Source organism: Variovorax xiamenensis (assembly GCF_050916385.1).
In the GTDB taxonomy this organism is placed as follows: domain Bacteria; phylum Pseudomonadota; class Gammaproteobacteria; order Burkholderiales; family Burkholderiaceae_C; genus Variovorax.
The window spans coordinates 6,101,142-6,126,213 of sequence record NZ_CP139038.1; the positions used below are offsets into that span (position 1 = coordinate 6,101,142).

Below are 25,072 nucleotides of genomic sequence, written 5' to 3' on the forward strand. Positions count from 1 at the left end.
TCTCCGTATTTGCTTGATTATTCAAGTAATTGCGGCGGACTATATACTTGATTCTTCAAGCATGTCTAGATGAAAACCCTTCCCCAAGACCACGACCTCGAGAAGGCCATCCCCTTCCTCCTCGCACGCGCCGGCGCACGCATGGGCAACGCCTTCGCGAAGGCGCTGAAGCCCTACGGACTGAGCCTGAGTGAATGGCGCGTGTGCGCCTCTCTGCAGCACACGCCGCGGCAGACCTTGTCGGAACTGGCCACGCACGCGTCGACCGACCTGTCGGCGCTGTCGCGCATCGTCGACAGGCTGGCTTCGCATGAACTGGTGGCGCGAGAGAAATGCGACACCGACAAGCGCGCGGTGCGCATCGCGCTCACCGAGCGCGGGCTCGCGCTGACGCTGGAGCTGATTCCGCTCGCGCAGCACTACGAGGCCGTTGCGACCTCGGACTTCAGCGCCGCGGAAGTGAAGACGCTGCGCGCGATGCTGCTGCGCCTGTACGCGAACGCGACGCCGCTGGCCTGAGCGGGCAGCGTCGCGTTTCCTGCCTCACGAGCCTCAGGCTGGCTCGACCTGCACCGTGCAGGCCTGGCGGCTTTCGGCGATCGCGAAGCGCACCGGCAGGAAGCGCTCGATCACCGCGCAGTTGGTGCGCGTGTGCTCGGTCACTTCGCTGCAGGTGAAAGCAGCAGCCTTCCTGCTCTGCCACGTGGCGAGCGCCAGCAGCAGTGCCAGCTGGTCCGCCAGATGCGGGCCGACGGCCGCTTCGCTCTTCTGGAACGAACGCAGTTCCTTCACCAGCCCGTGCGCCACCTGCTCGGCGCTCAGCGTCTTTTCGCCGACGGCGGTGAACACCTCGGTCACGTGCTCATACGCCAGCGTGGCCAGCAGCGCATTGCCCGGACCTTCGTTCTGGCGCGCGGAGCCGAAGCGCAGCTGTTCGCCCGACCAGCCCATCGCGCCGCCCAGCGTGTCGAGCTCGCGCGTCGGCACGTGGCGCGGAATACCCGGCGCCAGGCATTCCGCATAGCTCGACAGATGCGCGCCTCGAGTCATCAGGTCGAAAGGCTGCAGCGCGCCCGCCGCGGGCACGATGGTCGCCTCGACCTCGCCGCCGCCGGCCGGATAGAAGCCGCAGCGGCGCAGCGTCAGTTGCAGGTCGGCCCCCAGTCGGCGCACCAGCGGCACGAACGCTCGCTCCAGGAAATGGAATGGCGGCGCCATCGGGTTGTGCGTGCCGCCGCTCAGATGCACGCGGCTCTGCGCGCCGGCCAGCAGCAGCGGAGGCAGCACGGTCTGAAGCACCAGCATGCAGCTGCCCGCGCCGGAGATCGCGAAGCGGTACTCGCCCGCGCGCACCGGCCCGGGCGCGAAACGAAGCGACTGCGAGCCGAGCTCGGCGCCATCGACCTCCGCGCCGCTGATTGCAGCGGCCGCGTTCACGCACGCGAGGTGCTGGCGCATCAGGCCCGGCTTGGCGCGGCCCGCGCGAATCTTCTCGATGGCCATGGGCTCGCCCGTGACCATCGACAGCGCGAGGCTGGTGCGCAGGATCTGGCCGCCGCCCTCGCCCTGGGAGCCGTCGAGTTCGATCGCCTTGGGTTCCATCTCGTTCATCGTCATCTTGTTCTTCTCTTTTTCATCCCTCGCGCCCGCTAAATGAAATCGGCGCGAATCCTGTCCGTGTCGAAAGGCGTGATTCCCTGGTGCACGCCGAACACCGTCTCGGCCTCCTCGGCCTTGTCGACCAACGTGCCTCGCGCACGCGCGTGCAACATGAAGAGCGTGTGCAGGTCCGGCTTGGCCAGCTCCGCCAGCGAACGCAGCATCAGCGACACGCCCGCAAGATTGCTCTGCACGTTGTTCCACAGCGGGTACTGCTTCAGAGCGATGTCCGCCCAGATCACCTCGCGCGCCTGCAGGTCGAAGATCGCTGGCAGGCAGATCGTGGTGTTGGCCGCCACGTCCACCCGATCGACGACTGTCGCAGGCTCGAAGATCTCGCCCGACCCCGCCGCCTGTCGCGCCATCCACCCGGCAAAGCACTCGGGCAGGTCGCAGAAGGCCTGCGAGGTGTAGCTGTTGATCGAACTGACCACGTAGCGCACGCCCTTCTCGCGCAGTCGCGCCACGTCGAGGTCAATGAACTCGGCCGCACCCTTCGGTGCATCGACAACGTCGCCGCTGTGGACACCGCCGTAGCTCTTCAGGTTGTAGTACGCCAGCACGTCGATGTACTTGTACTGCGCGCTAAAAAGCGCGGCCGACAGGTCGACGTCGGTGCGGGTGCGACCGTTCTTCCACCAGAGGAAGAGGCGCACGATGTTCGCGTCGGGCATCGGCAGGCGGCTTCCGCGCACCAGTGTGCGCAGCGCCTTGGATGCCGACCGCTGCGAAAACGGCACAAGATAGCTGCGCAGTGCCGCATCGACATGGCAACGGCCCAGTGGAGGCAATTCCGAAAAACGCGCCAGCAATGCTGCATCGCACAGGGCCGCCGCCGCCTCGGCAATACCTTCCTGCAGCGGCGGGCGCATATCCTTGATAGCGAAAACCTTGGCCGTTTCTCCCTTCGGGAAGAAGCTGCGCAATGCGTGACCGCCACGGCGTCGGAAATGCACCATCGTCTGCAGAAGTACCGCCGTCGACGCCTTGCCAGCCACTTCGCCGAAGCGCGCCAACACCTCGCGTGGCTGCGGCGCAATACGCAACACATGGTCGAGACGGCGCGCGAACTCGCCAGGTCGCGTGGGCAACAGCGCGAGCGCCTCGTCGATGGCCCCCGTTTCCAGCTGTCGTTCGACGTGATGGTTGAAGCCCTTCGGCCGCCTTCCGCTACGCACGCCGTCGAACGCGGCTGCCGCCGCAGGAAATCGCTTCGCATGTTCGCCTGGATGCAACACCTCACCGAGGCGCTTGAACATCTCGGGACGCCGCGCCACATCTTCGGCCACGCTACCGCTCCGATCCATCATCTCAAGCAGCCATCGGCGCAGCGGGCGCTTCATGCGCGGGAACTTCGCCGGTTCAGCCAGCGATACATCACCGTCGCCCAGTGCTGCGGCCAGCCGCAGCACGTCGGTCGCGGTCTGCAGATGCGACTCAAGGAATAGCTGCGCCCCCGGGTCCTCCACCTGCAGCAACGCGGCACCGAGCACTGCCAGGTTTTCCTTCGACACGAAACGCTCAGGCATCCACGCATGTACCTTGCCACGGTAGAAGCGTACAAACCAAACGAGGTCTTCCTTATCCTGCGTCGACAGCGAGCTGCGCGCGCCGGCCAGTTGCGTGAAGACCCTCTCGAAGTCCTCCTGCGTACCCAAGTCGATTTCGCGCAGTGCAGCGCGGCGTTCCGCCTCGGCCAGTGCGGCCCGGGGCTCAACTGCTTCGCCGGGCCGCAGGCTGCCAAAGCTCGCATAGTGGCGAATCGCGTTGAGAAAGAGCGTAGTTGCACTCGCGCCTACCACCTGGTCCGGGAAATTGGGGTACAGCGGCTTCCACTCGCGGTGCGCGCCCTTCAGCGCACGCACGTCGCGCAGCAGCGTCCGGTAGAACTCCACGAAAGGCTCGGCATCCCAAGTACACAGGCAGGCATCGAGTGCAGGCGATAGCGTGCACCCCAGCACCTCGAGTTCCTTGTATAGAGTCGCCAGATACGCGGGAGGCAGCGAGCTGTGTGCAGGCTGGGTCAGCACACGCCAGCGACGGCGCAGATAGAGCCGGGTGTTCATCGTTCGAAACCTCGGCGGGCCCACGCGAAAACGCGGCGGCCTAGAAAAGGAGCGGAAAGCACAGACCCTAGTTTCCAGATGTGAGAGAAGGAAGGACCCACATAGCCGCTCGCAAACATCATACGACCTCCGTGTTCGCACAGGCAACGCCTGCCGCATTGTTGTCCCCGCTGCCGTCGAAGCGAAGCACTGTCTCGTACAAGAATGCATCCAGCTCGGCACTGCCGGACTGCGGCAGCGGCGTCACCGGCTCCGCGGCGTTGGCCGCCAGCTCCGACTCGATGAACGCATGGATGCCGTTCCAGCGCGGGCTGGTCGCGGCTTCACCGGCGCGCATCTTCACCTCGAGCAGCGCGTTGATCTCGTCGATCAGCGCGGCGTCGCGCACCGGGTCGAGCGTGCGCTGCGCGAGGTCGGCGAAGCGCATCGGCGGCACGCCGGGCTGCGAACGGATCCAGCGCGCGGCCAGCAGCGGGCGCAGCACGTAGAGGTACTTCTTGTAGCGCACTTCGTCGGCCTGCAGGTGCTCGCGGAAGTTCTTCTTCGCCATCGAGCTGTAGTGATGCCAGCCGCGCGCGTTGGAGAACACCGCTTCCGACAGCTCCCGAAAGCGCGGCATCGCGGTCGCGTCGTCGCGGTACACGACCGGCGAACGCAGCCATTCGAGCAGCGTGGGGTTCGACTCGCGCATCAGGCCCAGGGCCTTGCGCAGGTCCCATCCGTTGATATCGAGGTCGCCGCTGATCGGCACCTCGATCACGTCGCGGCGCGGTGTCACCGCGAGGTACCACGGCAGGCGGTTGACGTAGATGAAGCGCACGTCGTAGTCGCTGTCGGGAGAGGCGAAGCCCCAGCCACGGCTGCCGGATTCGCAGGCGAAGAGCACGGTCACGTCGTGCTTCGCTTCGATGTCGCGCAGGGCCTCCATGATCTGCGCGCGCATGGCGGGCTCGATCGGATGGGCGGAGCGCAGGAATTCTTCTTCGGTACTCATCTCTCTTCTTTCTTCTCTTCTTCTTTGTTCTCATCGGGCCGGGGTGACGGTCACCTTGCCGGCACTGTCGAGCTCGTAGACATCCAGGTCGTTGGCCAGGAACGCATGGCCGCTGTAATGCGCCTGCGTTTCGGCCATCAGAGCCGCCATGCCTTCCTCGTTCTGGTGGCGCGCGCTGAAGTGCGTGAGGATCAGATTCGGCACTTCGACGGACTGGGCGAACTCGGCCAGCAGGCGCGCGGAGCTGTGCATCGGTCCGGGGCCGACCTTGTCGAGTGCCTCCTGCGTGAACGTGGCTTCATGCACCAGCAGCTGCACGCCTTCGGAGGCATCACGCAGGAGTGCGGGCTCGGCGTTGTCGCCGCCGACAAGCGCACTGGCCGTGTCGACTTGCGTCTCCGTAAAGTCGGCACTGCGCAACACCTCGCCGTTGAAAGGCACATCCTCCCCGCTTTGCAGCGCACGCCATGCGGGACCGGGCGGAAGGCCGACGGCACGCAACGCGTCCGCTTTCAGCCGCACGCGCCGCGTCTCGACATGCACGCGGTATGCGTAGCTGGGCACGCGATGCAGCAACGCGTGGCGCTCGATGCGCACGCCGGGCACTTCGTACACCAGCTGCTGCGCTTCGAGATCCACATGCTCGACTTCGTAAGGCAGATGCAGATCGGTCAACGCGCGCGTGGCCTCGAACCACTGCCACACCGGCAGCGGTGCGATCAGCTTCATCGGCTTCGTGCGCTTGCCCATTCCCGCACTCGCAAGCAGCCCGGGCAATCCGTAGCAATGGTCGCCGTGCACATGCGTGATGCAGACGGCGGCCAGGTCGTTCAGCGACAGCGGGGTCTGCAGCACACGGTGCTGCGTGCCCTCGCCGCAGTCGACCAGAAGCCAGTCGGCACCGAGCACCGTCTGCACGGCGAGGCCGGAGACGTTGCGGTGGCGCGTGGGGGTACCGGAGGAGGTCCCCAGGAAAGTCAGTTTCATCATCATCTTGTCGATCACTCCCTGCGCATCAACGCGCTCCTGGCGGCGTCCGCGGCGACCCGCTCCCATCCGAAGTATCGGCGCCCGCCTTCCGGACGAGCCGCCATGAACGCGTGGAGTCGTGCAACATTCGCTTCGCCACCCCAGCGCCCCATTGCCTGTATCGCCGCGACACGCAAGCTCCACCATTTGCTTTGCAGAGCTGCTTCGACTTCTGCCTTCGCGTGCGCGTTCGGCTTGGCCTCGCCCAGCGCACGCAGACGATCGGAATTTTCGAGCAGGAGGTTGGCGCCAGGAGCTGCGTTTCTGAGGCGCTCACGCCGAACACGCCGGCATGCGAGGCACCGCACGGCACGGCTATCGATATGTCCGTGCATCTTCTCGTACCACCATTTCTGCTGTTTGGCCGTCCACACCTCTTCGGCACCGCAATCGCGGCAGGTGAACGGGCGTGCCGAATAGAAGGCGGGCAGTGGGCTGTAAGTGTTGTTGTACAACCCCAGGACAAGCCGATCTGCCGGCTCCCAGTCGAGCGGATGCGCCCACTCGATCTGCGGTTGACGCACGTCCGGCACGTGCAAACGTGCAGCCAGCGTGGCGGCACGTTCGAGGCGATGCGCCTTGATCTCGGCGCGGCGTTGCTTGTTGCTTTTCATTCTTTTCGAACCTCCGCAATACATTGCTACGAAGGCAGGCCCGTTTCTCCGAACCTCTCCTCTATAGCTCTTCCACTGTCACGACACCTTCGCCCGCAGCTAGTTGAACGATCCGGCCAAACACCTGCCGCGCGAAGTCGCTGTTCGCATGCAGGCAGATGACAAGGCCATCGGCTTCAATGCCCACCGAAGCCTCCGGCCACTTCGTCGGCACGGACACTGCCGACGAATAGAAAGCCCCACCAGTGCCATCCATTTCCAGATGGCAGCCGTGGGCGGCCTTCCTCAGGATGGCCTCCGCGGCGGTTCGTGACGGCGTTGCCATCCTGACGCGGTATTCGACTCCCACAGTGTCCTCAACCCTTCACGCAAACAACCTGCTTGAGCGTGTAGACCACCTCCACCAGATCCTTCTGCGCATCCATCACCGCGTCGATGTCCTTGTAGGCCATCGGAATTTCATCGATGACGTCGGCATCCTTTCGGCACTCGACGCCTTCGGTCGCGGCGATCTGGTCGGCCACCGTGTAGAGCTTCTTCGCCTTGGTACGGCTCATCTTGCGACCGGCGCCGTGGCTGCAGCTCATGAAGCTCTCGGGGTTGCCCTTTCCGCGCACGATGTAGCTCTTGGCGCCCATGCTTCCGGGGATGATCCCCAGCTCGCCGGCCTTCGCGCTCACCGCGCCCTTGCGGGTCACGAGCACGTCTTCGCCGAAGTGCGTTTCGCGGCTCACGTAGTTGTGGTGGCAGTTCACCGCTTCCACGTGCGCCTCGAAGGGCTTGGTGATGACCTTGCGCGCGGCCGCGACCACGCGCTGCATCATCACTTCGCGGTTCGCTCGCGCGAACTTCTGGGCCCAGCCCACCGCGCGCACGTAGTCGCCGAAGTACTTGGCGCCCTCTTCGAAGTACGCCAGGTCCTGGTCGGGCAGGTTGCGCTGGTGCCGCTCGGCGTCCTTCTTCGCGAGTTCGATGAAGTGCGTGCCGATGGCGTTACCCACACCGCGCGAACCCGAGTGCAGCATGAACCACACGGAACCCGCCTCGTCCAGGCACACCTCGATGAAGTGGTTGCCCGTACCCAGCGTTCCCAGGTGCTTGTGGTTGTTGGTGTTCTTCAGGCGCGGGTAGTCTTCGCAGATCGCGTCGAACTCGTCCACCAGTCCGGCCCAGGCCACATCGGTCTCGTTGGGAGGCGTCTCCCACGAGCCCTTGTCGCGGCCTATGCGCTTGGGGTTCGAGCCGTGCGGCACGGCCTTCTCGATCGCGGAGCGCAGCGGGCCCAGGTTGTCGGGCAGATCGTTGGCGTGCAGCGTGGTCTTGCACGCCATCATTCCGCAGCCGATGTCCACGCCCACCGCGGCCGGGATGATGGCCTTGAAGGTCGGGATCACCGATCCCACAGTCGCGCCGATACCGTAGTGCACGTCGGGCATGGCCGCGATGTGCTTGAAGACGATGGGCAGGCGCGCGGCGTTCTCGAGTTGCTTCTGCGCCTCGTCTTCCACGGGCACGCCGCGGGTCCACATCTTCACGGGAACGCCGTTGGCGACTTCGTGCAGGTTGTAGTTCATTTGATTTTCTTCTTTCATCATCGTCTCGTTCGTCAAATTCGTTCAGGCCATCGATCGCTTGTGCAGCGCGATGGAAAGGCTCTCATAGTCCCGCAGCGGGAAATCGTGCTCGACCCACATTTCGCGGTATCGCTTCGGCCCCACTTCCACATGGATGCGCTGCAGCACCGCATGGATGTTGCGCACCAACTCGGCTCGCCGGATCTCGCCTTGCGCGACCACCTCGTGGTCGTCCACCGCGACGATGCCCCAGCTTGCCCAATCGCGGTACTGGCGCAGCTCGTACTGCAAAGTATCCCCGGTGCCGGTGACCACGAGGATCGCTTCGCCGGGCTCGTCCATGAACACCGCCTCCGCATGCGCCGAGCCTTTCTGCAAGGCCAGGCCCATGCGCGCGAGATCGCTCAGCGAGTCGTGCAGATAGGACACTGCGAACTCCAGCCGCTGCCGCTCGGTGCGAAAGCTCATTTCGGCCCAGCCTGCGTCGTGCAGCTCGTAGGCGATCAGATCCTTTGCCTGCAACTCTTCTTCGATCATTTTTCTTTCCCCCTTCGCTTCATTGGTGGACACGGCGGGATTCGAACCCGCATCAATACGGCGACCGTGGTGTTTGAATCCAGCGGCCCAGTCGACGATTGGAAACGCGCGCCAGTGACAGACCCGTCATCGGAGCCAGCACCTGCATCCTCAACCTTGCTCGTCGACCGACTTGCCCGCCGTACCTGGTCTTACCCAGGCTGCCGGCAATATCAACATTTTTGGCAGTGGCGCTCCCTTCTGTGCCTGCGTGCCCGAAAACCAAAAAAGAGATGACCAGGAGCGACGGGTTGTGAACTGAGCTATCTGCCTAGACAGACCGGGACTCGGACCCGGGACCTTCATGGCCAAGACCATGACGCTCTTACCTGTAGACCCGCCTGCATTCACCTCAAAACAAAAAAAGCAGCGACAAGAATCGACGAAACGGCGTGCTCTAACCACTGAGCTACGGTCTTTCGACCGACGGGATTCGAACCCGCGACCACGAGATTAGGAGTCTGTAGTTCCGTCAGCATTCGCTGCAAAAAATAGTGCGACAAGGATGGCAAGACGTAGACCACGCCGGAGAACCGGCGCCGGGATTCGAACCCTGGTCACACCAGATGTAGTCCTGCCTGCATTCGCACTTCAACTCTCTGCCCCCGTCCGGCGACAAACGATCGATGTGAGGGAAACATGGTTGGATGTACTCACATCTGCATTCGCCGGACGACGACATCAATCAATTTCTCGGGTGGTGCCGCGAGCCGAGCTCGCGGCACCACCCTGTCTTTCAGATCGAGGTTTCCTCGATCACACCCACCCAGTGGTCGGCGCCCAGGCCACCCGCGGCATACACCGCCAGCAGCTTGAACACTTCGTCGCTGAAGCCTCCGATGTTCAGCACATCGTCGCGCTCCTGCGCCTGGGTGGTCGCATAGGGCTGGATGTCGATACACACCATCCGCGCCTTGGGGTTGCGCTTCTTGAACGCCGCCCATTCCTGCATGGTCGCGGTACCGCGGCCACGTGCGGGGTCGGCCCACGATTCGTTGTCCGACACCAGCACCACCAGATCGGCCTGCGCCTTCTCGCGGTTCAGCAACGCCAGCGGCGCGCTGCACGAAGTACCGCCGCCACCGACTGCCGCCAGCTTGGCCGCGTTGGTCATCACCGAATCACGTGGATTCAGTTGCAGCGAAACCACCTTCGTCTCGAAGGGCAGCACTCGCGCATCCGCATTGCGACGCAACACGGCGGCAGCCACCAGCGCAGCCACGTCGATGCAGCGCACCGCGGTGGTCGCCGAGCCGCGGTGGCCAGTCACGGGCGAGCTCATCGAGCCCGACACGTCGGGGCACACCACCACACGGCCCTCGAACACCGGCACATTGGCCAGGGCGAGTTCCATCGCGTCCTGCAGCGCCTCCTTCACCACATGCGGCACCTCGGCGCCGGTCGCGGTATAGGCCGCCATCAACTGGTACGGCAATACACGGGCCTTGGTCACCGCCTGCGGATCACGCAGCTTGGCGGCCACTGCTTCGGCAAGGCCGGGCAGCGCGAACACACCGTGGCGGGCGAAGGTGTTCAGGTTCTGACGCACCATCTGCCACGAACCGCGCTCGGCGATCCGAGCCCATGCCTGCGTATCCAGTTCCAGCGCGGTCAGCATCTGGAACGGCACGTCGGGCAGTTCCAGTGCACGGTCGCGCTTGAAGCGTTCGAAAGCCTGCGTCACCGGAGGCAGCGCCTCCAGCGCATACGGACGATCGATCAGCCATGCGAACCACGCAGCACGCCAGGCTTCGGCGGGCTTCGGGTGAACCATCTTCACCACGTCGGCCAGCGACGGCGTGTTGCCCACGGCGGCATTCAGCAGTTGCGCTTCAGTCGCTTCGAGCAGCCATTGCTGCACGAGCTTCTTCGGACGCGTACCCAGCGACTTGCGGCCAACCGCGCCGGAACGCAGCATCTGCACGAAGTTGCGCAGCATCTTGCCGTTATCGACCACACGGCCGAACACCTTGGCGAGCACCGACACGTCGCGCACGGCCAGCGTGGCGGCCAGCAGTGCCGGCATGTCCTTCATGTGGCCTGCGCGGCGGGCATACACGGCCGTCTTGGCGACGAATGCCGGGTCGACCTCACGGGCCAGGGCCAGCACGGCGTCGAGTTGGTCCTCCGCCTGTGCGTAGAACGTGTTGTTCAGGCAACCGGTGGCTGCCAGTTGCGCCAGGCGATGCTTCGGCGACAGCGCATAGGCGGCGCCACCGGCTTCGTTGCGCGCATCTGCGGCAGGTTGCAGGGCACCGCGCAGCGTTTGGAAGAGTTGAAGGTTGGCCATGTGACTTCTCCTTGTTCGGTTCTTTTTGTTCAGTCGTTTTCTTGAGTTGCGATCCTTATTGCAACGGGTGTGCCAGTTCTCCGCCTGATGAGCGGTAGCTCTCTCAAACCATTGATTTGATTGGATTTTTAGAAATTCAAGCGTTCCGATCGTTGTCTCCGAGCCTTCAAATCACATATGTTTCTTATAATTTTGGATAGCCATTTATCCAGCAGATGAAAAAATCGATCGTCGTCATCGGCTTCCTCGGCACCCAGCTCGACGCCGGCCAGGGCGCGGGCCGCTGGAACAAGTGGCGCCCCACCGTCTCGCTCGCGCAGCATGAGGACATGGTCGTCTCGCGCATGGAGTTGCTCTACACGCTGCGGCACAAGGCGCTGGCGGAGGTGGTGAAGGCCGACATCGCCACCGTGTCGCCCGAGACCACGGTCAACCTCGTTCCGCTCGACCTCGCGGACCCGTGGGACTTCGGCGAGGTCTACACACGCCTGTACGACTGGGCGCGCGGCTACAGCTTCGACACCGAGCGCGAGCAGTACTGGACGCACATCACCACCGGCACGCACGTCGCGCAGATCTGCATGTTCCTGCTGTCCGAATCGCGCGTGGTGCCCGGCGTGCTGGCGCAGACGTCGCCGCCGAAGAAGCAGCGCGAAGGCGAAGCCGGCAAGTGCACGCTGATCGATCTCGACCTGTCGCGCTACGACGTGATCGCGCGGCGCTTCGATGCGGAGCAGCGCGACGCGGTCGCGTTCCTGAAGAGCGGCATCGCCACGCGCAACGCGCGCTTCAATGCGCTGATCGACGAGATCGAGCGCGTGGCCGTGCGCTCGCGCGCTCCGATCCTGCTGGTGGGCCCGACGGGCGCGGGCAAGTCGTTCCTGGCGCGGCGCATGTTCGAGCTGAAGCAGTCGCGCCACCAGACGACGGGGCCGTTCGTCGAAGTGAACTGTGCAACTCTACGCGGCGACGGGGCGGCATCGACGCTCTTCGGCCACAAGAAAGGCTCCTTCACTGGCGCGGCGGCCGACCGTGCCGGCCTGCTGCGCACCGCGCACCAAGGCGCCCTTTTCCTCGACGAGATCGGCGAGCTCGGCCTCGACGAACAGGCGATGCTGCTGAAGGCGATCGAGGAAAAGCGCTTCTTCCCCGTCGGCGCCGACAAGGAAGTGGAGAGCGACTTCCAGCTGATCGCCGGCACGAACCGCGACCTGCGCAGCGACGTGGCCGAGGGCCGGTTCCGCGAAGACCTGTTCGCACGCATCAACCTCTGGACCTACGACCTGCCCGGCCTCGCCCAACGGCCGGAAGACATCGAACCGAACGTCGATCACCTGCTGGCCATCCACGCCGCCGAGAACAACCGGGTGGTGCGCTTCAACGCAGAGGCGCGTGCCGCCTACCTGCGCTTCGCGCAAAGCGGCGAGGCGATCTGGAGCGGCAACTTCCGCGACCTGTCGGCCAGCGTGACGCGACTGGCCACGCTCGCGGACGGCGGGCGCATTCTGGTGGCGCTGGTGGAAGCCGAGATCGCACGGCTGCGCTGGCTGTGGAAACACGCGGGCACCGCACCCGCAGCCAACGACGGCATCGACCTGGACGGCCTGCTCAGCGAAGAACGCAGCGCCGCCCTCGACCTGTTCGATCGCCTGCAGCTCGAAGCGGTGGTGCGCGTCTGCAGGCAATCGCGAAGCCTGTCGGACGCCGGCCGCCAGCTCTTCCAGGCTTCGCGCGCCCAACGCAGCGTGGTGAACGACGCGGACCGGCTTCGCAAGTACCTCGCCAAGCACGGCCTCGAATGGGGCCGGATCGCGGACGCCTGAGCTATCCTCCGCCGCGATGGCCATTTCCGCATTCGCCGTGAAAGTCCCCGCAGCCGAGCATCTGGTCGGAGATTTGCGCCATCGCTACGACGCGACGGCGGCGCAGGGAGTGCCGGCTCACATCACGGTGCTCGTTCCCTTCATGGACCCGGCGCTGATCGGCGCCGAAGTGCTGCAACGCGCGCAACAGGCACTGAGCCGGACGCCGGCGTTCGACTTCACCCTGCGCGAGGTCGGACGCTTTCCCGAAACCGCCTACCTTGCGCCGGAGCCGGCCGCGCCCTTCATCGAGATGACCCTGGCGCTGGCGGAAGCGTTTCCCGAATTTCCGCCGTATGGCGGTGAGCACGACAGCGTCGTTCCGCATCTCTCGGTGGCGCACGGCAGTGCGGCCGACGCCGATGCGGCTGCCATCGAGCTCCAGTCGCGCCTGATCGCATCGGGCGCAGTGCGCGCGGCATGCACGGAAGTCACGCTGATGGAGAACTCATCGGGCAACTGGCGTGACATGCATGTCTTCCAGCTGCCCCAAGCCCCCGAACGACCCATGCGCAACGTCCTCTTCATCTGCAGTCGCAACCAATGGCGCAGCCCGACGGCGGAGCAGCTCTGGCGCCGGCATCCGCTGGTCTCGGCGCGCTCGGCCGGAACCAGCCCGAATGCACGGCACAGGGTCTCCATTGACGACATCGAATGGGCCGACGTGATCCTCGTGATGGAAGAGAAGCACAAGTCGAGGCTGATGGCCGAGTTCTCGCGGATGCTGGCGCACAAGCCTGTCCACGTGCTCGACATTCCCGACGAATACAAATACATGGACCCCGAACTGATAGAAGAACTCCAACGCTCGGTCGGGTCCATCCTCGAAATCGATTGAACCCATGTCAGAAATCTACATAAGCACCGACGTCGAATCCGACGGTCCCATCCCGGGCCCGAATTCGATGCTCAGCTTCGGCTCGGCCGCCTACACGGCCGACAAGCAACTCGTCTCCACCTTCAGCGCCAACCTGCACACGCTGCCTGGCGCGGAGGCCGACCCCAAGACCGCCGCATGGTGGAAGACCCAGCCCGAGGCCTGGGCCGCCTGCCGCACCGACCTGCAGGACCCGGCCCACGCCATGAAGAACTACGTGAGCTGGCTCAAGGGCCTGGATGCGCGGCCGGTGTTCGTCGCGTATCCGGCGGGCTTCGACTTTCTCTTCGTCTACTGGTACCTGATGCGCTTCGCGGGCGAGAGCCCGTTCAGCCACTCGGCGCTCGACGTGAAGTCGTTCGCGATGGCGATGCTCAAGCTCGACTACCGCGACAGCACCAAGCGCGCCATGCCGCGCCGCTGGTTCGACGCCGGGCTGCCGCACGCGCACGTGGCGCTCGACGATGCCATCGAGCAGGGCGCGCTGTTCTGCAACATGCTCGCGGAAAACCGCGCTGCGCCCGCCGGCGGGAAGCCCGCGTGAAGGGCGGCGCGGTGCGTCGTTGGTTCGGAAGACTGGCGATGTGCGCCTTGCCGCTCATGCTGGGCGGCTGCGTGCAGTCGATGTTCTATTACCCCGACAACGTGCGCTACGAAACGCCCGAGGCGCTGGGCATGCGCTACGAGAGCGTGCAGTTCGCCAGCGCCGACGGCACGCGCCTGAGCGGCTGGTTCCTGCCCGCGGAGAACCGCCAGAACCCGAAGGAAGCCAAGGGCACGGTGGTGCACTTCCACGGCAACGCGCAGAACATGAGCACGCACTGGCGCTTCGTGGCCTGGCTGCCCAAGCGGGACTACAACGTGTTCGTGTTCGACTACCGCGGCTACGGCCAGTCGGAAGGCAAGCCGGAGCCCAAGGGCGTGTTCGAGGACTCCAACGCCGCGCTGGACTACGTGCGCTCGCGCAAGGATGTCGACCCCGAGCGGCTCTTCGTCTTCGGGCAGAGCCTGGGCGGCACCAATGCCATCGCCGTGGTGGGCTCGGGCAACCGCGCGGGCGTGAAGGCCGCGGCCATCGAGTCGACCTTCTATTCCTATTCGTCGATCGCCAACGAGAAGCTCAACGGCGCCGGCCTGCTGGTGAGCGACGAATACGCCGCGTCGAAATACGTGGCGGCCATCTCGCCCATTCCGCTGCTGCTGATCCACGGCACGGCCGACCAGGTGATTCCGCCCTCGCACTCCAAGCGGCTGTTGGCCGATGCGCGCGAGCCCAAGCGGCTGATCGAGGCACCGGGCGCCGCGCATCTCGAGCCGATGACCGCTCTGCGCTACGGCGCGGCCTACCGCAAGGCGCTGACCGAGTTCTTCGAGTCGGCGCTGCATCCACTGCAGCAATGACGGCCATGAAGCATTTCGACGAAGCCGCCACCCGCGCGCCTCTGGGCTTCGAGCGGCTGGTGCCCGCGCTGCGCTCGGCCTTCGCGGCCGGCGCCCAGGTGCCGCCGCGCCACGTGCACGCGATCGAAACCGCAGCAGGCGACAGCAGCACCAAGGGCACCGTGCTCATCATGCCGGCGTGGAGCGACGCGGGCTTCCTCGGCATCAAGACCATCAACATCTTTCCCGCCAATAGCGAACGCGGCCTGCCCGGCCTGCACGCGACCTACGTGCTGTACGACGCGCGCACCGGCGTGCCGCTGGCGATGATGGACGGCAACGAGATCACCGCGCGCCGCACGGCTGCCGCCTCGGCGCTGGGTGCGTCGTTCCTCGCTCGCAAGGAAGCGCGCCGGCTGCTGGTGCTGGGCACCGGCCGCATCGCGCGCATGCTGCCGGCCGCGCATGCGAGCGTGCGGTCCATCGACGAACTCTGGGTGTGGAACCACCGGCCGGAAGGCGCGGAAGCTCTGGCCGCGCAGTGGCGCGCCGAAGGCTGGAATGCACGGGCGGCCACGGACCTGGAAACCGCTGTGCGCCAAGCCGACATCGTGAGCTGCGCCACGCTGGCCACCTCGCCGCTGGTGCGGGGCGAATGGCTGTCGCCGGGCTCGCACCTGGACCTGATCGGCAGCTTCACGCCCGCGATGCGCGAGGCCGACGTGCGGTGCTTCGAGGGTGCGCTGACTTGCGTCGACACCGAGGAGGCGCTGCAGAAATCCGGCGACCTGCTCGACGCGATGGCCGCCGGCACGCTGCGCGCGGAGGAAGTGGGTGCCACGCTGGCCAATCTGTGCCGCGGGGAACATCCGGGCCGCCCGGACGACACGCGGCGCACCGTGTTCAAGGCCGTCGGCAGCGCCCTCGAAGACCTGACCGCCGCCACGCTCGTGTGGCAATCGGGCGACGCCATCTAATACTTATGGCTTGGTTTTCGCTGTGTTTTCCTACATCTGGATACGTCATGTAGCCAATAGCGCACACGGCACATCGCAGGTACCGTGCTCCTGACGCCATCGACCGGGGGGCACGACATGCTGAGCACCGAACACAAAGCCAACATCCTGCGCAAGGCCGGGTACGCCGTACCGGCCAGGCCGGGCAATGCCGACAGCACCTACCAGACGGCCCAGTGCTGGGCAAAGGCGATCGACACGCTCTACGTGACGTACGCCGCCAGCCGCGCAGCCAAGAGCCTGCGCGACGCCGAGGAAGCGCGGATGCTGGCCCTGCTGCAGATGCGCTCGGCCAAGGCCTGGGCCTGAGCGGCTCCGGGCGGGAACCAGTTCCTGCCCGTTTTCTCCAGCCCGATCAGGGCTTCTTCTGCTTTTCCGGCGCGTCGTTGCTGCCGCCGCGCGACAGCTGGCCCGCCTTCATCGCCTCGCGGTTCGCCGCACGGCGCTTGGCCGCCGCGGCGCGGCGCTCTTCCCTCGACATCTTCGGCGCGGTCGTCGCGCGAACCTCGCCTTCCTGCATCTGCGGTCCGCGGGCTGCCGCGGCGCCGTCCATGCGGCGTTCCTTGCGCGCCTCGGCACGCTCCGCCCTGGTGGTGGGCGCCGTGGGCCGCGCCTTGCCCTGCGCCGGATCGGCTTCGCCGGAAGATTGAGCGGACGCCACCTGCACGACCATCATCTGAGCCAGGGCCAGGCAAACCGGCACGAGCATTTTTTTCATTGCGATGACCTTTCAGCACCCGCGAAGGCGGGGCCGGGGCATTGTGGTCAGGGTCCGGGGGCGGTGTCCACACCGGCAACCCGCATCCCGGCCCGCCTCAACCCGTGCGCTGGCGGTCGCTCAGGTAGGCGAGAACCAGCCTGACGAGCTCGGTCCTCATGGCGGGAGCCTCGAGGTCGCCGCGCCGGGCCGCCGAGTGCACCGCGCCTTCGACAGCGGACGAGAGCATGCGGGCCGCGACCTCGGCATCGGCATCGGCATCGGCATCGGCGCTTTCGCCCGGTCCCTGGCTCGCGGCGACGAGAGCCCGGTAGCGACGCTGGTACTCCGCCTCGAACTCGGGGTAGCTCGACCGCGCAGCGAGCGGGACCTCGTCGACCAGCACATGGTGCAGCGCCTGGTCGACCGAGTGGGCGGCGATGACACCGTCGACGAAGCGCTCCACGCGACGCGAAAGCGGAGCCGTCGCATCGCCCTCCTCGTCGGAGCCGGCCAGCGCGGCGAGCACCTCGTCGAGGTGGCGCTGCCGGATCGCCTCGGCAATGGCCAGCTTGTCCGGGAAGTACTGGTAGAGCGAGCCGACGCTGACGCCGGCGACCGCCGCGATCTCGTTGGTGGTGAACCGCGCCCATCCGCGTCGCGCCAGAACGCGAGTTGCGGCCTCGACGATCGCGTCCACCGTGACGCGCGAACGCTGCTGCCGGGGCGCTTTGCGCATGGTCCTGCGCTGTGGGGGAATGCGAGTACCCAAGTTCGAGGCTCCACTCAAGAATAGGACGACACGCAAGGCGTGCGTTCGTTCAACCGCTCGAGGGGAGATTGTGATGACTACGCAGACGCTTCTGGACTCGTTGTTCCGCTACAAGGCCTGGGCCGACGAGAGCCTGCTGTCGGGCCTGGCCGAGCTTACGGCCACGGGCCCGGCCGACGAATACCGAACGGCGGCGCGCGTGTTCAACCACGCCTGCATCGTCGATCGCATCTTCGTCGCGAACGTGCAGCGCCTGGCGCACGGCCACACCGCGACCGGTGCGCCAGAGCCACCACCCTTGGAGGCGCTGGCCGAGGCTGTGCGGGAAACCGACCGCTGGTACATCGACTACATCGCGCGCCTGGGCCCGCAGGAGCTGGCGGAGAACATCGAGTTCACGTTCACCGACGGAGCGCCGGGCCGGATGTCGCGCGAGGAGATGCTGGCCCACGTGGCGACCCACGCGGGCTATCACCGCGGAGAAGTCGGCCGGATCCTGACCCGGCTCACGGGCTCGTCGCCACCCGACACCTTCACCGGCTTCCTGCATCAGGCCGAGCCGGCGCGCCGCGCGCGCAACGCGTAGCGGCGGCGTCTTCCGGCGAAGCGCTTACTTGCCCTGTGCCGACTGCAGCACGGGGTTCTGCATGGTCGAGATGACCTTGCTGTTGACGCGCGAGCCGCTGGTCACGTTCTGGTCGGGCGCCGCGGCGGTGGCCATGGCTTCCTGGTAGACCTGTGCCGGGTCGCGGCTGGAGGTGAACGGGTCCGCGCCACGCGAGCCGCGCGTCACGTTCTGGTTGGGCGCATGGGCCGTTTCGACGGCCTGCTTGTACATGGCTTCGGCATCGGCCGTGGACGTGAACGGATCGGCGCCGCGCGAACCGCGCGTGACGTTCTGGTCCTTGGCGTGAGCGGCGGCAATGGCTTCGGCTTCGACGGCTTCGCGGGTGCGTTGCTGCGCCTGGGCGGGCACGGAAGCGATGGCGAGCAGGGCGAGCGCGGCGGCGAGGGCGATGTTGGAGGTCTTCATGGTTCGGTCTTTTCTGAGAGTTGTCTGTCGGTCCGGATGAGGCTTGCCCGGAGATACGGGAAAACCCTGAACGAGGCTATTCAGCGCAAAAGGCAGATCCGTGACGCCCCCGTGGCGAGCAGTAGCTCTTGCGCGCGCCCAGCAACCTCTGCGAACTTCTGTTAACTACGCCGGCTCCGCCCATGCCGCGAAAGCACTTCGGGCTTGCATGCAGGTCGCCGGTTCTGAGACAGTCGCCCCGGTCCGGACCGACTCCACATCCGAAGAACACGAAGGGAAAACCGCAACCATGGGAATGTTCGACTTCCTGAAGAAGAAACCCGCCATGCCGGCAACGCTCGAGGAAGGCATGGCCTCGCAGGCCGAGGACTTCGTCGGCGCCTTCTCGCAACCCGGCGCGCCCATCGACGGCTCGCGGCTGGACTACACCGCGTCTTCGCTGCCGCTGGTCGACCGTGTGCTCGACGACTTCTTCAAGCAGCAGGCGCCGTTGCCGGACGACCTTCACTTCCTCGCATCGGCCTACGTCTTCGAAGTCGCGCGCCGCGAGTTCGGCGGACGCTACCTGCGCGGCGACGAGGACAACCCCTTCGTGCTCGTCATCGGCCAGGGCGACGCGCAAGTCGGCGTCTGCGTGATGGGCAAGGTGCGAGGACGCGCCACCAACGGTCCCGAGGACGGCCTGGGCTTCTTCTACGCCGGCATCGCGCCCGCGGTGGCACGCGGCGTGAGCGCGACGATCATCTGAGGAAGCCGGCGCGGCCGCATCACAGCCGGCTGCTACCCGCTGCGCCCTCCCCCTTCGAATAATGCGGCGACGGCTCGCGCCCCGGCGGCGGGCCGAATTCCAACCTCATCCGAAGGAGACAAGAGACATGGCGCGCAAGATCCTGATGCTCTGCGGCGACTACGCTGAAGACTACGAAACCATGGTGCCCTTCCAGACACTGCTGGCCGTGGGCCACACGGTCCACGCCGTGGCACCCGACAAGAAGGCCGGCGACTGGGTGCACACCGCCATCCACGATTTCGAGGGCGCCCAGACCTACAGCGAGAAACCGGGCCACCGCTTCACGCTGAACGCCAATTTCGCCGACGTTCGCCCCGAGGCCTACGACGCGCTCGTCATTCCCGGTGGCCGCGCGCCCGAATACCTGCGCATGAACACCCGCGTGGTCGAGATCGCGCGGCACTTCCTGGCCGCCGACAAGCCGCTCGCAGCGGTGTGCCACGGCGCGCAGTTGCTCGCGGCCACGGGCCTGCTGAAGGGCCGCAAGGTGTCGGCCTACCCCGCTTGCCAGGTCGAGGTGGAACTGGCGGGCGCCGAGTACATGGGCATTCCGGTCGACCAGGCCGTGACCGATCGCAACCTGGTCACCGCGCCTGCGTGGCCGGCGCATCCGGCGTGGCTCTCGCAGTTCCTCGCGGTGCTGGGCACGCGCATCGAGCATTGAACTCGCGGCGGGCGGCACGGCGCTACAGTGCACGCGTCGCCCATCCTACTTTCCCCAAAGGAGACAACCACCATGTGCGAAGTCTTCATCAGTGCCGATCCGCAGAGCTACGACGCGCGCACGCGCTCGGTGCGGCTGCACGGCGTCGTCACCAGCATCCGGCTCGAGAACCTGTTCTGGCAGGTGCTGGAAGAAATCGCGCGGCGCGACGGCATGGTCGTGGTGCAGCTCATCGAGCGGCTCTACGACGAGCTGGTGGCCGCGCGCGGCGAAGTCGGCAACTTCGCGTCGTTCCTGCGGGTGAGCGCGCTGCGCTACGAGGCGCTGCTGGCACAGGGGCGGATTCCGGCCGACAACTCCGTGGCGATCCGCTCGCTCGATGCAAAGGCGGTGCTGCACGAACTGCCGCAGGGTTGGGGTGGACCGCTTCCCGAACAACGGACCACCGCCAAGGTACACACGCTGCGCGCGGCAGCGCGATGACGCGCTTGCGCCTGTCGCGTCAGTCCAGCGAAACGTTCGCCTTGCGGATCACGTCGGTGAACCGCTTGGTCTCGCTCGCCACGAACTCGTCGAACTGCGGGCGGGTGGTCGGGAAGGGCTCGTAGCCGAAGCTCTTGAACTTCTCCAGCACGTCGGGCTCGGCCAAGCCCTTCTCGATGTCGCGCTTGATCTTCTCGGTGACCGACGCGGGCAGGCCCTTGGGGACGGCAATGGCGTTCCAGCCGATGACCTCGAAGCCCTTCGGTCCGCCCGACTCGCCGACCGTCGGCACGTCGGGGAATGCAGCCACGCGCTGAGGCGCGGCCGCCGCCAGGAAGCGCAGCTTGTTCGCGCGCTGCAGCGGGCCGGCGGTGGCGCTGCTGCCCAGCGCAAAGGCCAGCTCGCCCGTGGCCACCGAGGTGTAGAGCTGCGTGGTTTCCTTGTACACGATGTGCTCCATCTGCGTGCCGGTGGCCGACTCGAAGAGCTCCGAACCCAGGTGCACCGGGTTGCCGACCGACCACGAGCCGTAGTCCAGCTTGCCCGGGTTGGCCTTGGCGTCGGCGATCAGGTCGCCGATGGTCTTGTACTTGCTGTTGGTCGCGACGGTGAAGAAGAAGTAGGTCTTGAACAGCGGCAGCAGCGCGTCGAAGTCCTTGCCCGTGTCGTAGGGCAGCTTCTTGAAGAGCGCCGGGTACGCGGCAAGGTGCACGTTGTCGAGCACGATGATGTCGTGGCCGTCCTTCGCGCCGCGCTTGAAGGCGTCGATGGCGATGAAGCCGTTGCCGCCCGGGCGGTTCTCGACCACCACGGGCTGGCCCCAGGCGCGCGAGAGCTTGTCGGCCACCAGGCGGGCCACGCCGTCGGGGCCGCCGCCCACGGGGAACGGCGTGATGATGCGCACGGGCTTGGTGGGAAAGGCTTGCTGCGCCGGTGCCGTTGCGGGCAGCAGGGCTGCGGCTGCCAGTGCGAGCGCGGCAATGCCGGCGCCGCGGCGCGTTGTCTTCTTCGACGTGTGGTTCATCCTCTGATCCTTCTCTTTCATCCTCTTTGGTTAAAAAAATGCCATCGGGCCGCTGTTGCCGCGGCTGCCGATGGCTTGTCTTCTTGCTTCTCTGGTTGTTTTTTCGTTTTGCCGCGGTCCGGTCGTCAGACGCGTTCGAGGATCACCGCGATGCCCTGACCCACGCCGATGCACATCGTGCAAAGCGCGTAGCGGCCGCCACTCTTGTGCAGCTGGTTCACCGCCGTGGTGGCCAGACGTGCGCCGCTGGCGCCCAGCGGGTGGCCCAGCGCGATGGCGCCGCCGTTGATGTTGACGCGGGCATCGTCGTCCTTCAGGCCCAGCAGGCGCAGCACGGCGAGGCCCTGCGCGGCGAAGGCTTCGTTGAGTTCGATGACGTCGATCTGGTCGAGCTTCAGGCCGGTGAGCGCCAGCACCTTCTGGGTGGCGGGCGCGGGGCCGATGCCCATCACGCGCGGCGCGACGCCGGCGGTGGCCATGCCGACCACGCGGGCGCGCGGCGTGAGGCCGTGCTTCGCGGCGCTGGCTTCGTCGGCCAGCAGCAGCGCGCAGGCGCCGTCGTTCACGCCGCTGGCATTGCCCGCGGTAACGGTGCCGTCGGGGCGCACCACGCCCTTGAGCTTGGCGAGCGACTCGAGGCTGGTCTCGCGCGGATGCTCGTCCTTGTTGACGATGATCGCGTCGCCCTTCTTCTGCGGCACGGTCACGGGCACGATCTCGGCGTCGAAGAAGCCGGACTTCTGCGAGGCCACGGCGCGCAGCTGCGAGTTCAGCGCCATCAGGTCCTGCGCCTCGCGCTCGATCTTGTAGTCGGTGGCCACGTTCTCGGCCGTCTCCGGCATGGAGTCGACGCCGTACTGCGCCTTCATGAGCTTGTTGACGAAGCGCCAGCCGATGGTGGTGTCGTACACCGCGTTGTTGCGGCTGAAGGCGCTCTCGGCCTTGGGCATGACGAAGGGCGCGCGGCTCATGCTCTCGACGCCGCCGGCGATCATCAGGCCGGCCTCACCGGCGCGGATGGCGCGCGCGGCGGTACCCACTGCATCGAGGCCCGAGCCGCACAGGCGGTTGATGGTGGCGCCGCCGAGTTCGATCGGCAGGCCGGCCAGCAGCGCCGACATGCGCGCGACGTTGCGGTTGTCCTCGCCGGCCTGGTTGGCGCAGCCGTAGAGCACGTCGCTCACCGCCTGCCAGTCGACGTTCTTGTTGCGTTCCATCAGCGCCTTGAGCGGCACGGCGCCGAGGTCGTCGGTGCGCACGCTGCTGAGCGAGCCGCCGTAGCGGCCGAAGGGGGTGCGAACGGCGTCGCAGATGAAGGCTTGGTTGGTCATGTCTGTCTCTCTTGGATTGCTTGAAGGGATCAGGCTGCGATCGGGAGTCCGACGAGCTTCTCGAGTTCTTCGCGGCTCAGGCCGTCGACCAGGTCGACGAGCTTCAGGCCCTGCGGCGTGCATTCGAGCGTGGCGAGGTCGGAGTACACGCGCTTGACGCAGCCGATGCCGGTCAGCGGATAGGTGCATTCCTTCACCAGCTTGCTCAAGCCCTGCTTGGTGAGCAGGTCCATCATGACCCAGGTCTGCTTGGCGCCGATGGCGAGGTCCATCGCGCCGCCGACAGCGGGAATGGCGTCCTTCTCGCCGGTGTGCCAGTTGGCGAGGTCGCCGGTGGCCGACACCTGGAACGCGCCGAGCACGCAGATGTCGAGGTGGCCGCCGCGCATCATCGCGAAGCTGTCGGAGTGGTGGAAGAAGGAGCCACCTGGCAGCAGCGTGACGGGCTGCTTGCCTGCGTTGATGAGGTCGTAGTCTTCCTCGCCGGCCTCGGGCGCCGGGCCCATGCCCAGGATGCCGTTCTCGCTCTGCAGGATGACCTCGCGGCCCTTGGGCAGGTGGTTGGCCACCAGCGTGGGCTGGCCGATGCCGAGGTTGACGACGGCGCCATCGAAGATGTCCTGCGCCACGCGGGCGGCGAGCTGGTCCTTGGTGCGGCGTGTGTACGTGGTGCTCATGGTCATGCTGCCTTCTTGAAGCCGCCGGCCTGCGTGGCCACGCGTTCGATGCGCACCACCTGGTGCACGAAGATGCCCGGGGTGACGATGGTCTCGGGGTCGAGGGTGCCGAGCTCTGCGATGTCGTGCACGGTGGCGACGGTCTTCTTCGCGGCCATGGCCATCACCGGGCCGAAGTTGCGAGCCGCCTTGCGATAGACCAGGTTGCCCCAGCGGTCGCCGCGCTCCGCCTTGATGAGCGCCACGTCGCCGTGGATGGGGTATTCGAGCACGTACTGCACGCCGTCGATCTCGCGGGTCTCGCGGTTGCCCGCGAGCTGCGTGCCGTAGCCCGTGGGGCAGAAGAAGGCGCCGATGCCGGCACCCGCGGCGCGGATGCGCTCGGCGAGGTTGCCCTGGGGCACGAGTTCGAGCTCGATCTTGCCGCTGCGATAGAGCCCGTCGAACACCTGGCTGTCGGCCTGGCGCGGGAAGCTGCAGATGATCTTGCGCACGCGGCCTGCCTTGAGCAGCGCCGCGAGGCCGGTCTCGCCGTTGCCCGCGTTGTTGTTGACGACGGTGAGGTCCTTGGCGCCCTGCTCGACGAGGCCCTCGATGAGTTCGTTGGGAATGCCGGCGGTGCCGAAGCCGCCGATGAGAACCGTGGCGCCGTCGGGGATGCCTGCCAGGGCATCGGCGACCGAGCGCGCGATCTTGTTGATCATGAAGCCTGTCTCCGGGAGTGAGGAAAGAGAGCGAAGAAACGAACCGATCCTGAACACGCCGACCGATTTTGCGAACCGTCGATTTGTTCGTCTAAAGAACATTTGTTCGTATAATGAATTCTAGAGAGGATCGAGCACCATGGCAACCCACCCCGTACAACCCGAAACACCCGCGCCCGGCGACAGCTACGTGCAGTCCTTCGCGCGGGGCCTGCAGGTGATCCGCTCGTTCAGTGCAAACGCGCCGCACCAGACGCTCAGCGAGGTGGCCGCCGGCAGCGGGCTGACGCGCGCGGGCGCGCGGCGCATCCTGCTCACGCTGCAGACACTGGGTTATGTGGTGACCGACGGCAAGCTCTTCACGCTCACGCCGCGCATCCTCGACCTCGGGTTCGCGTACCTCTCGTCGATGCCGATCTGGAACCGCGCCGAGCCGGTGATGGAAGCGCTGGTGCAGCAGGTGCAGGAGTCGTGCTCGGCCGCCGTGCTCGATGCAACGGACATCGTCTACGTGCTGCGCGTGCCGACGAAGAAGATCATGCACATCAACCTGGGCGTGGGCTCGCGCCTGCCGGCCTACTGCACTTCGCTGGGCCGGCTGCTGCTGGCGGACCTCGACGACGACGAAGTGCGCGCGCGGCTCGAAGCATCGAGCATCGAGGCGCTGACCAAGCACACGCTGACCGACATCGATGCATTGATGGCCAAGGTCGCGCAGGCACGCAAGCAGCAGTGGTGCCTCGTCAACCAGGAACTCGAGGAAGGCCTGATCTCGGTGGCCGCGCCCATCGTGAACCGGCAGGGGCGCATGGTGGCCGCGCTCAACATCAGCGGACAGGCAAACCGCACCAGCGCGAAGGCGATGCAGGAGACCATGCTTCCCGCGCTGCGCGAAGCGGCGGACCGGATCTCGCGAATGCTCTGATCGATCCTCCGGCCTCGCAACCGAATGGGCATTCA

28 protein-coding genes and 1 pseudogene are annotated in these 25,072 nt (G+C 66.2%); 13 read left to right on the plus strand and 16 right to left on the minus strand.

The window, feature by feature from the left end; genetic code table 11:
- The first annotated feature begins 69 nt into the window (after positions 1-69).
- Positions 70-519 carry a MarR family winged helix-turn-helix transcriptional regulator gene (locus SFB74_RS27985; protein WP_432727691.1) on the plus strand — a complete coding sequence of 150 codons (450 nt, stop codon included), beginning with the start codon at positions 70-72 and terminating at the stop codon, positions 517-519.
- A 33-nt stretch (positions 520-552) separates the two neighbouring features.
- On the opposite strand, the gene rtcA is transcribed toward SFB74_RS27985, so the two are convergent.
- The 9 genes from rtcA to SFB74_RS28030 form a co-directional block, all read right to left on the minus strand.
- Complete coding sequence (rtcA, locus tag SFB74_RS27990; RefSeq protein WP_432732008.1) at positions 553-1,611, minus strand: RNA 3'-terminal phosphate cyclase; 1,059 nt, start codon at positions 1,609-1,611, stop codon at positions 553-555.
- A 38-nt stretch (positions 1,612-1,649) separates the two neighbouring features.
- Positions 1,650-3,725, minus strand: coding sequence for a TerD family protein (locus tag SFB74_RS27995; RefSeq protein ID WP_432727692.1), 2,076 nt, complete (start codon positions 3,723-3,725; stop codon positions 1,650-1,652).
- A 118-nt stretch (positions 3,726-3,843) separates the two neighbouring features.
- Positions 3,844-4,719, minus strand: a complete 876-nt coding sequence (locus tag SFB74_RS28000) for a nucleotidyltransferase domain-containing protein (RefSeq protein ID WP_432727693.1) — start codon at positions 4,717-4,719, stop codon at positions 3,844-3,846.
- Between the two features lie 30 nt (positions 4,720-4,749).
- The gene (locus tag SFB74_RS28005; protein WP_432727694.1) at positions 4,750-5,724 is read right to left on the minus strand and encodes a ribonuclease Z; all 975 of its coding nucleotides are present in this window, start codon (positions 5,722-5,724) and stop codon (positions 4,750-4,752) included.
- Positions 5,721-6,362 carry a zinc-ribbon domain-containing protein gene (locus SFB74_RS28010; RefSeq protein WP_432727695.1) on the minus strand — a complete coding sequence of 214 codons (642 nt, stop codon included), beginning with the start codon at positions 6,360-6,362 and terminating at the stop codon, positions 5,721-5,723. Before SFB74_RS28010 ends, SFB74_RS28005 begins: the two co-directional genes overlap by 4 nt.
- A 61-nt stretch (positions 6,363-6,423) precedes the next feature.
- Positions 6,424-6,687, minus strand: coding sequence for a hypothetical protein (locus SFB74_RS28015; RefSeq protein WP_432727696.1), 264 nt, complete (start codon positions 6,685-6,687; stop codon positions 6,424-6,426).
- A gap of 31 nt (positions 6,688-6,718) precedes the next feature.
- Positions 6,719-7,954 carry an RtcB family protein gene (locus SFB74_RS28020; protein WP_432732009.1) on the minus strand — a complete coding sequence of 412 codons (1,236 nt, stop codon included), beginning with the start codon at positions 7,952-7,954 and terminating at the stop codon, positions 6,719-6,721.
- 24 nt (positions 7,955-7,978) lie between these two features.
- Positions 7,979-8,506, minus strand: a complete 528-nt coding sequence (locus SFB74_RS28025) for a hypothetical protein (RefSeq protein WP_432727698.1) — start codon at positions 8,504-8,506, stop codon at positions 7,979-7,981.
- Positions 8,507-9,248: 742 nt separating this feature from the next.
- The gene (locus SFB74_RS28030; protein ID WP_432727699.1) at positions 9,249-10,802 is read right to left on the minus strand and encodes a vWA domain-containing protein; all 1,554 of its coding nucleotides are present in this window, start codon (positions 10,800-10,802) and stop codon (positions 9,249-9,251) included.
- A 215-nt stretch (positions 10,803-11,017) separates the two neighbouring features.
- Here SFB74_RS28030 and rtcR point away from each other — a divergent pair, with 215 nt between their 5' ends.
- The 7 genes and pseudogenes from rtcR to SFB74_RS28065 all read left to right on the plus strand — a co-directional run bounded on the left by rtcR (position 11,018) and on the right by SFB74_RS28065 (position 16,246).
- Positions 11,018-12,625 carry an RNA repair transcriptional activator RtcR gene (gene rtcR, locus SFB74_RS28035; RefSeq protein ID WP_432727700.1) on the plus strand — a complete coding sequence of 536 codons (1,608 nt, stop codon included), beginning with the start codon at positions 11,018-11,020 and terminating at the stop codon, positions 12,623-12,625.
- A 16-nt stretch (positions 12,626-12,641) separates the two neighbouring features.
- Positions 12,642-13,058: pseudogene (locus SFB74_RS28040) on the plus strand (2'-5' RNA ligase family protein); the annotation flags it as partial.
- Between the two features lie 114 nt (positions 13,059-13,172).
- Positions 13,173-13,502 carry a low molecular weight protein tyrosine phosphatase family protein gene (locus tag SFB74_RS28045; protein ID WP_177213745.1) on the plus strand — a complete coding sequence of 110 codons (330 nt, stop codon included), beginning with the start codon at positions 13,173-13,175 and terminating at the stop codon, positions 13,500-13,502.
- Between the two features lie 4 nt (positions 13,503-13,506).
- Positions 13,507-14,085, plus strand: a complete 579-nt coding sequence (locus tag SFB74_RS28050; protein ID WP_432727701.1) for an exonuclease — start codon at positions 13,507-13,509, stop codon at positions 14,083-14,085.
- Between the two features lie 38 nt (positions 14,086-14,123).
- On the plus strand, positions 14,124-14,942 hold the full coding sequence (locus SFB74_RS28055) for an alpha/beta hydrolase (protein ID WP_432727702.1): 819 nt from the start codon (positions 14,124-14,126) through the stop codon (positions 14,940-14,942).
- A gap of 5 nt (positions 14,943-14,947) precedes the next feature.
- Positions 14,948-15,898, plus strand: a complete 951-nt coding sequence (locus SFB74_RS28060; RefSeq protein WP_432727703.1) for an ornithine cyclodeaminase family protein — start codon at positions 14,948-14,950, stop codon at positions 15,896-15,898.
- 117 nt (positions 15,899-16,015) lie between these two features.
- Positions 16,016-16,246 (plus strand): hypothetical protein, encoded by a 231-nt coding sequence (locus SFB74_RS28065; protein WP_432727704.1) that lies wholly within the window; start codon positions 16,016-16,018, stop codon positions 16,244-16,246.
- A 46-nt stretch (positions 16,247-16,292) separates the two neighbouring features.
- Here SFB74_RS28065 and SFB74_RS28070 read toward each other — a convergent pair whose 3' ends face one another.
- Positions 16,293-16,655, minus strand: coding sequence for a hypothetical protein (locus SFB74_RS28070; RefSeq protein ID WP_432727705.1), 363 nt, complete (start codon positions 16,653-16,655; stop codon positions 16,293-16,295).
- A gap of 97 nt (positions 16,656-16,752) precedes the next feature.
- The gene (locus SFB74_RS28075; protein ID WP_432727706.1) at positions 16,753-17,373 is read right to left on the minus strand and encodes a TetR/AcrR family transcriptional regulator; all 621 of its coding nucleotides are present in this window, start codon (positions 17,371-17,373) and stop codon (positions 16,753-16,755) included.
- A gap of 106 nt (positions 17,374-17,479) precedes the next feature.
- Here SFB74_RS28075 and SFB74_RS28080 point away from each other — a divergent pair, with 106 nt between their 5' ends.
- The gene (locus tag SFB74_RS28080; protein WP_432727708.1) at positions 17,480-17,992 is read left to right on the plus strand and encodes a DinB family protein; all 513 of its coding nucleotides are present in this window, start codon (positions 17,480-17,482) and stop codon (positions 17,990-17,992) included.
- A 24-nt stretch (positions 17,993-18,016) separates the two neighbouring features.
- Here the strand turns inward: SFB74_RS28080 and SFB74_RS28085 are convergent, their stop codons facing one another.
- Positions 18,017-18,439, minus strand: coding sequence for a hypothetical protein (locus SFB74_RS28085; RefSeq protein WP_432727710.1), 423 nt, complete (start codon positions 18,437-18,439; stop codon positions 18,017-18,019).
- Between the two features lie 289 nt (positions 18,440-18,728).
- On the opposite strand from SFB74_RS28085, the gene SFB74_RS28090 reads away from it, so the two are divergent.
- The 3 genes from SFB74_RS28090 (at position 18,729) to SFB74_RS28100 (ending at position 20,376) form a co-directional block, all read left to right on the plus strand.
- A complete protein-coding gene (locus SFB74_RS28090) occupies positions 18,729-19,187 on the plus strand; it encodes a hypothetical protein (RefSeq protein WP_432727712.1) in 459 nt (152 codons plus the stop codon).
- 127 nt (positions 19,188-19,314) lie between these two features.
- The gene (locus SFB74_RS28095) at positions 19,315-19,893 is read left to right on the plus strand and encodes a DJ-1/PfpI family protein (RefSeq protein WP_432727713.1); all 579 of its coding nucleotides are present in this window, start codon (positions 19,315-19,317) and stop codon (positions 19,891-19,893) included.
- Between the two features lie 72 nt (positions 19,894-19,965).
- Entirely contained in the window at positions 19,966-20,376 is a 411-nt protein-coding gene (locus tag SFB74_RS28100; protein ID WP_432727714.1) for a ribbon-helix-helix domain-containing protein, read from the plus strand.
- A 19-nt stretch (positions 20,377-20,395) separates the two neighbouring features.
- On the opposite strand, the gene SFB74_RS28105 is transcribed toward SFB74_RS28100, so the two are convergent.
- The 4 genes from SFB74_RS28105 to SFB74_RS28120 form a co-directional block, all read right to left on the minus strand.
- Positions 20,396-21,400: a Bug family tripartite tricarboxylate transporter substrate binding protein gene (locus SFB74_RS28105; protein WP_432727715.1), complete on the minus strand. Its 1,005-nt coding sequence runs from the start codon at positions 21,398-21,400 to the stop codon at positions 20,396-20,398.
- Positions 21,401-21,525: 125 nt separating this feature from the next.
- Positions 21,526-22,731, minus strand: a complete 1,206-nt coding sequence (pcaF, locus tag SFB74_RS28110) for a 3-oxoadipyl-CoA thiolase (RefSeq protein ID WP_093304343.1) — start codon at positions 22,729-22,731, stop codon at positions 21,526-21,528.
- A gap of 29 nt (positions 22,732-22,760) precedes the next feature.
- A complete protein-coding gene (locus SFB74_RS28115; protein ID WP_432727716.1) occupies positions 22,761-23,414 on the minus strand; it encodes a 3-oxoacid CoA-transferase subunit B in 654 nt (217 codons plus the stop codon).
- Positions 23,411-24,112 carry a 3-oxoacid CoA-transferase subunit A gene (locus SFB74_RS28120; protein WP_432727717.1) on the minus strand — a complete coding sequence of 234 codons (702 nt, stop codon included), beginning with the start codon at positions 24,110-24,112 and terminating at the stop codon, positions 23,411-23,413. Before SFB74_RS28120 ends, SFB74_RS28115 begins: the two co-directional genes overlap by 4 nt.
- A gap of 139 nt (positions 24,113-24,251) precedes the next feature.
- Here SFB74_RS28120 and SFB74_RS28125 point away from each other — a divergent pair, with 139 nt between their 5' ends.
- Positions 24,252-25,037 carry an IclR family transcriptional regulator domain-containing protein gene (locus SFB74_RS28125; RefSeq protein WP_432727718.1) on the plus strand — a complete coding sequence of 262 codons (786 nt, stop codon included), beginning with the start codon at positions 24,252-24,254 and terminating at the stop codon, positions 25,035-25,037.
- Positions 25,038-25,072: the final 35 nt, after the last annotated feature.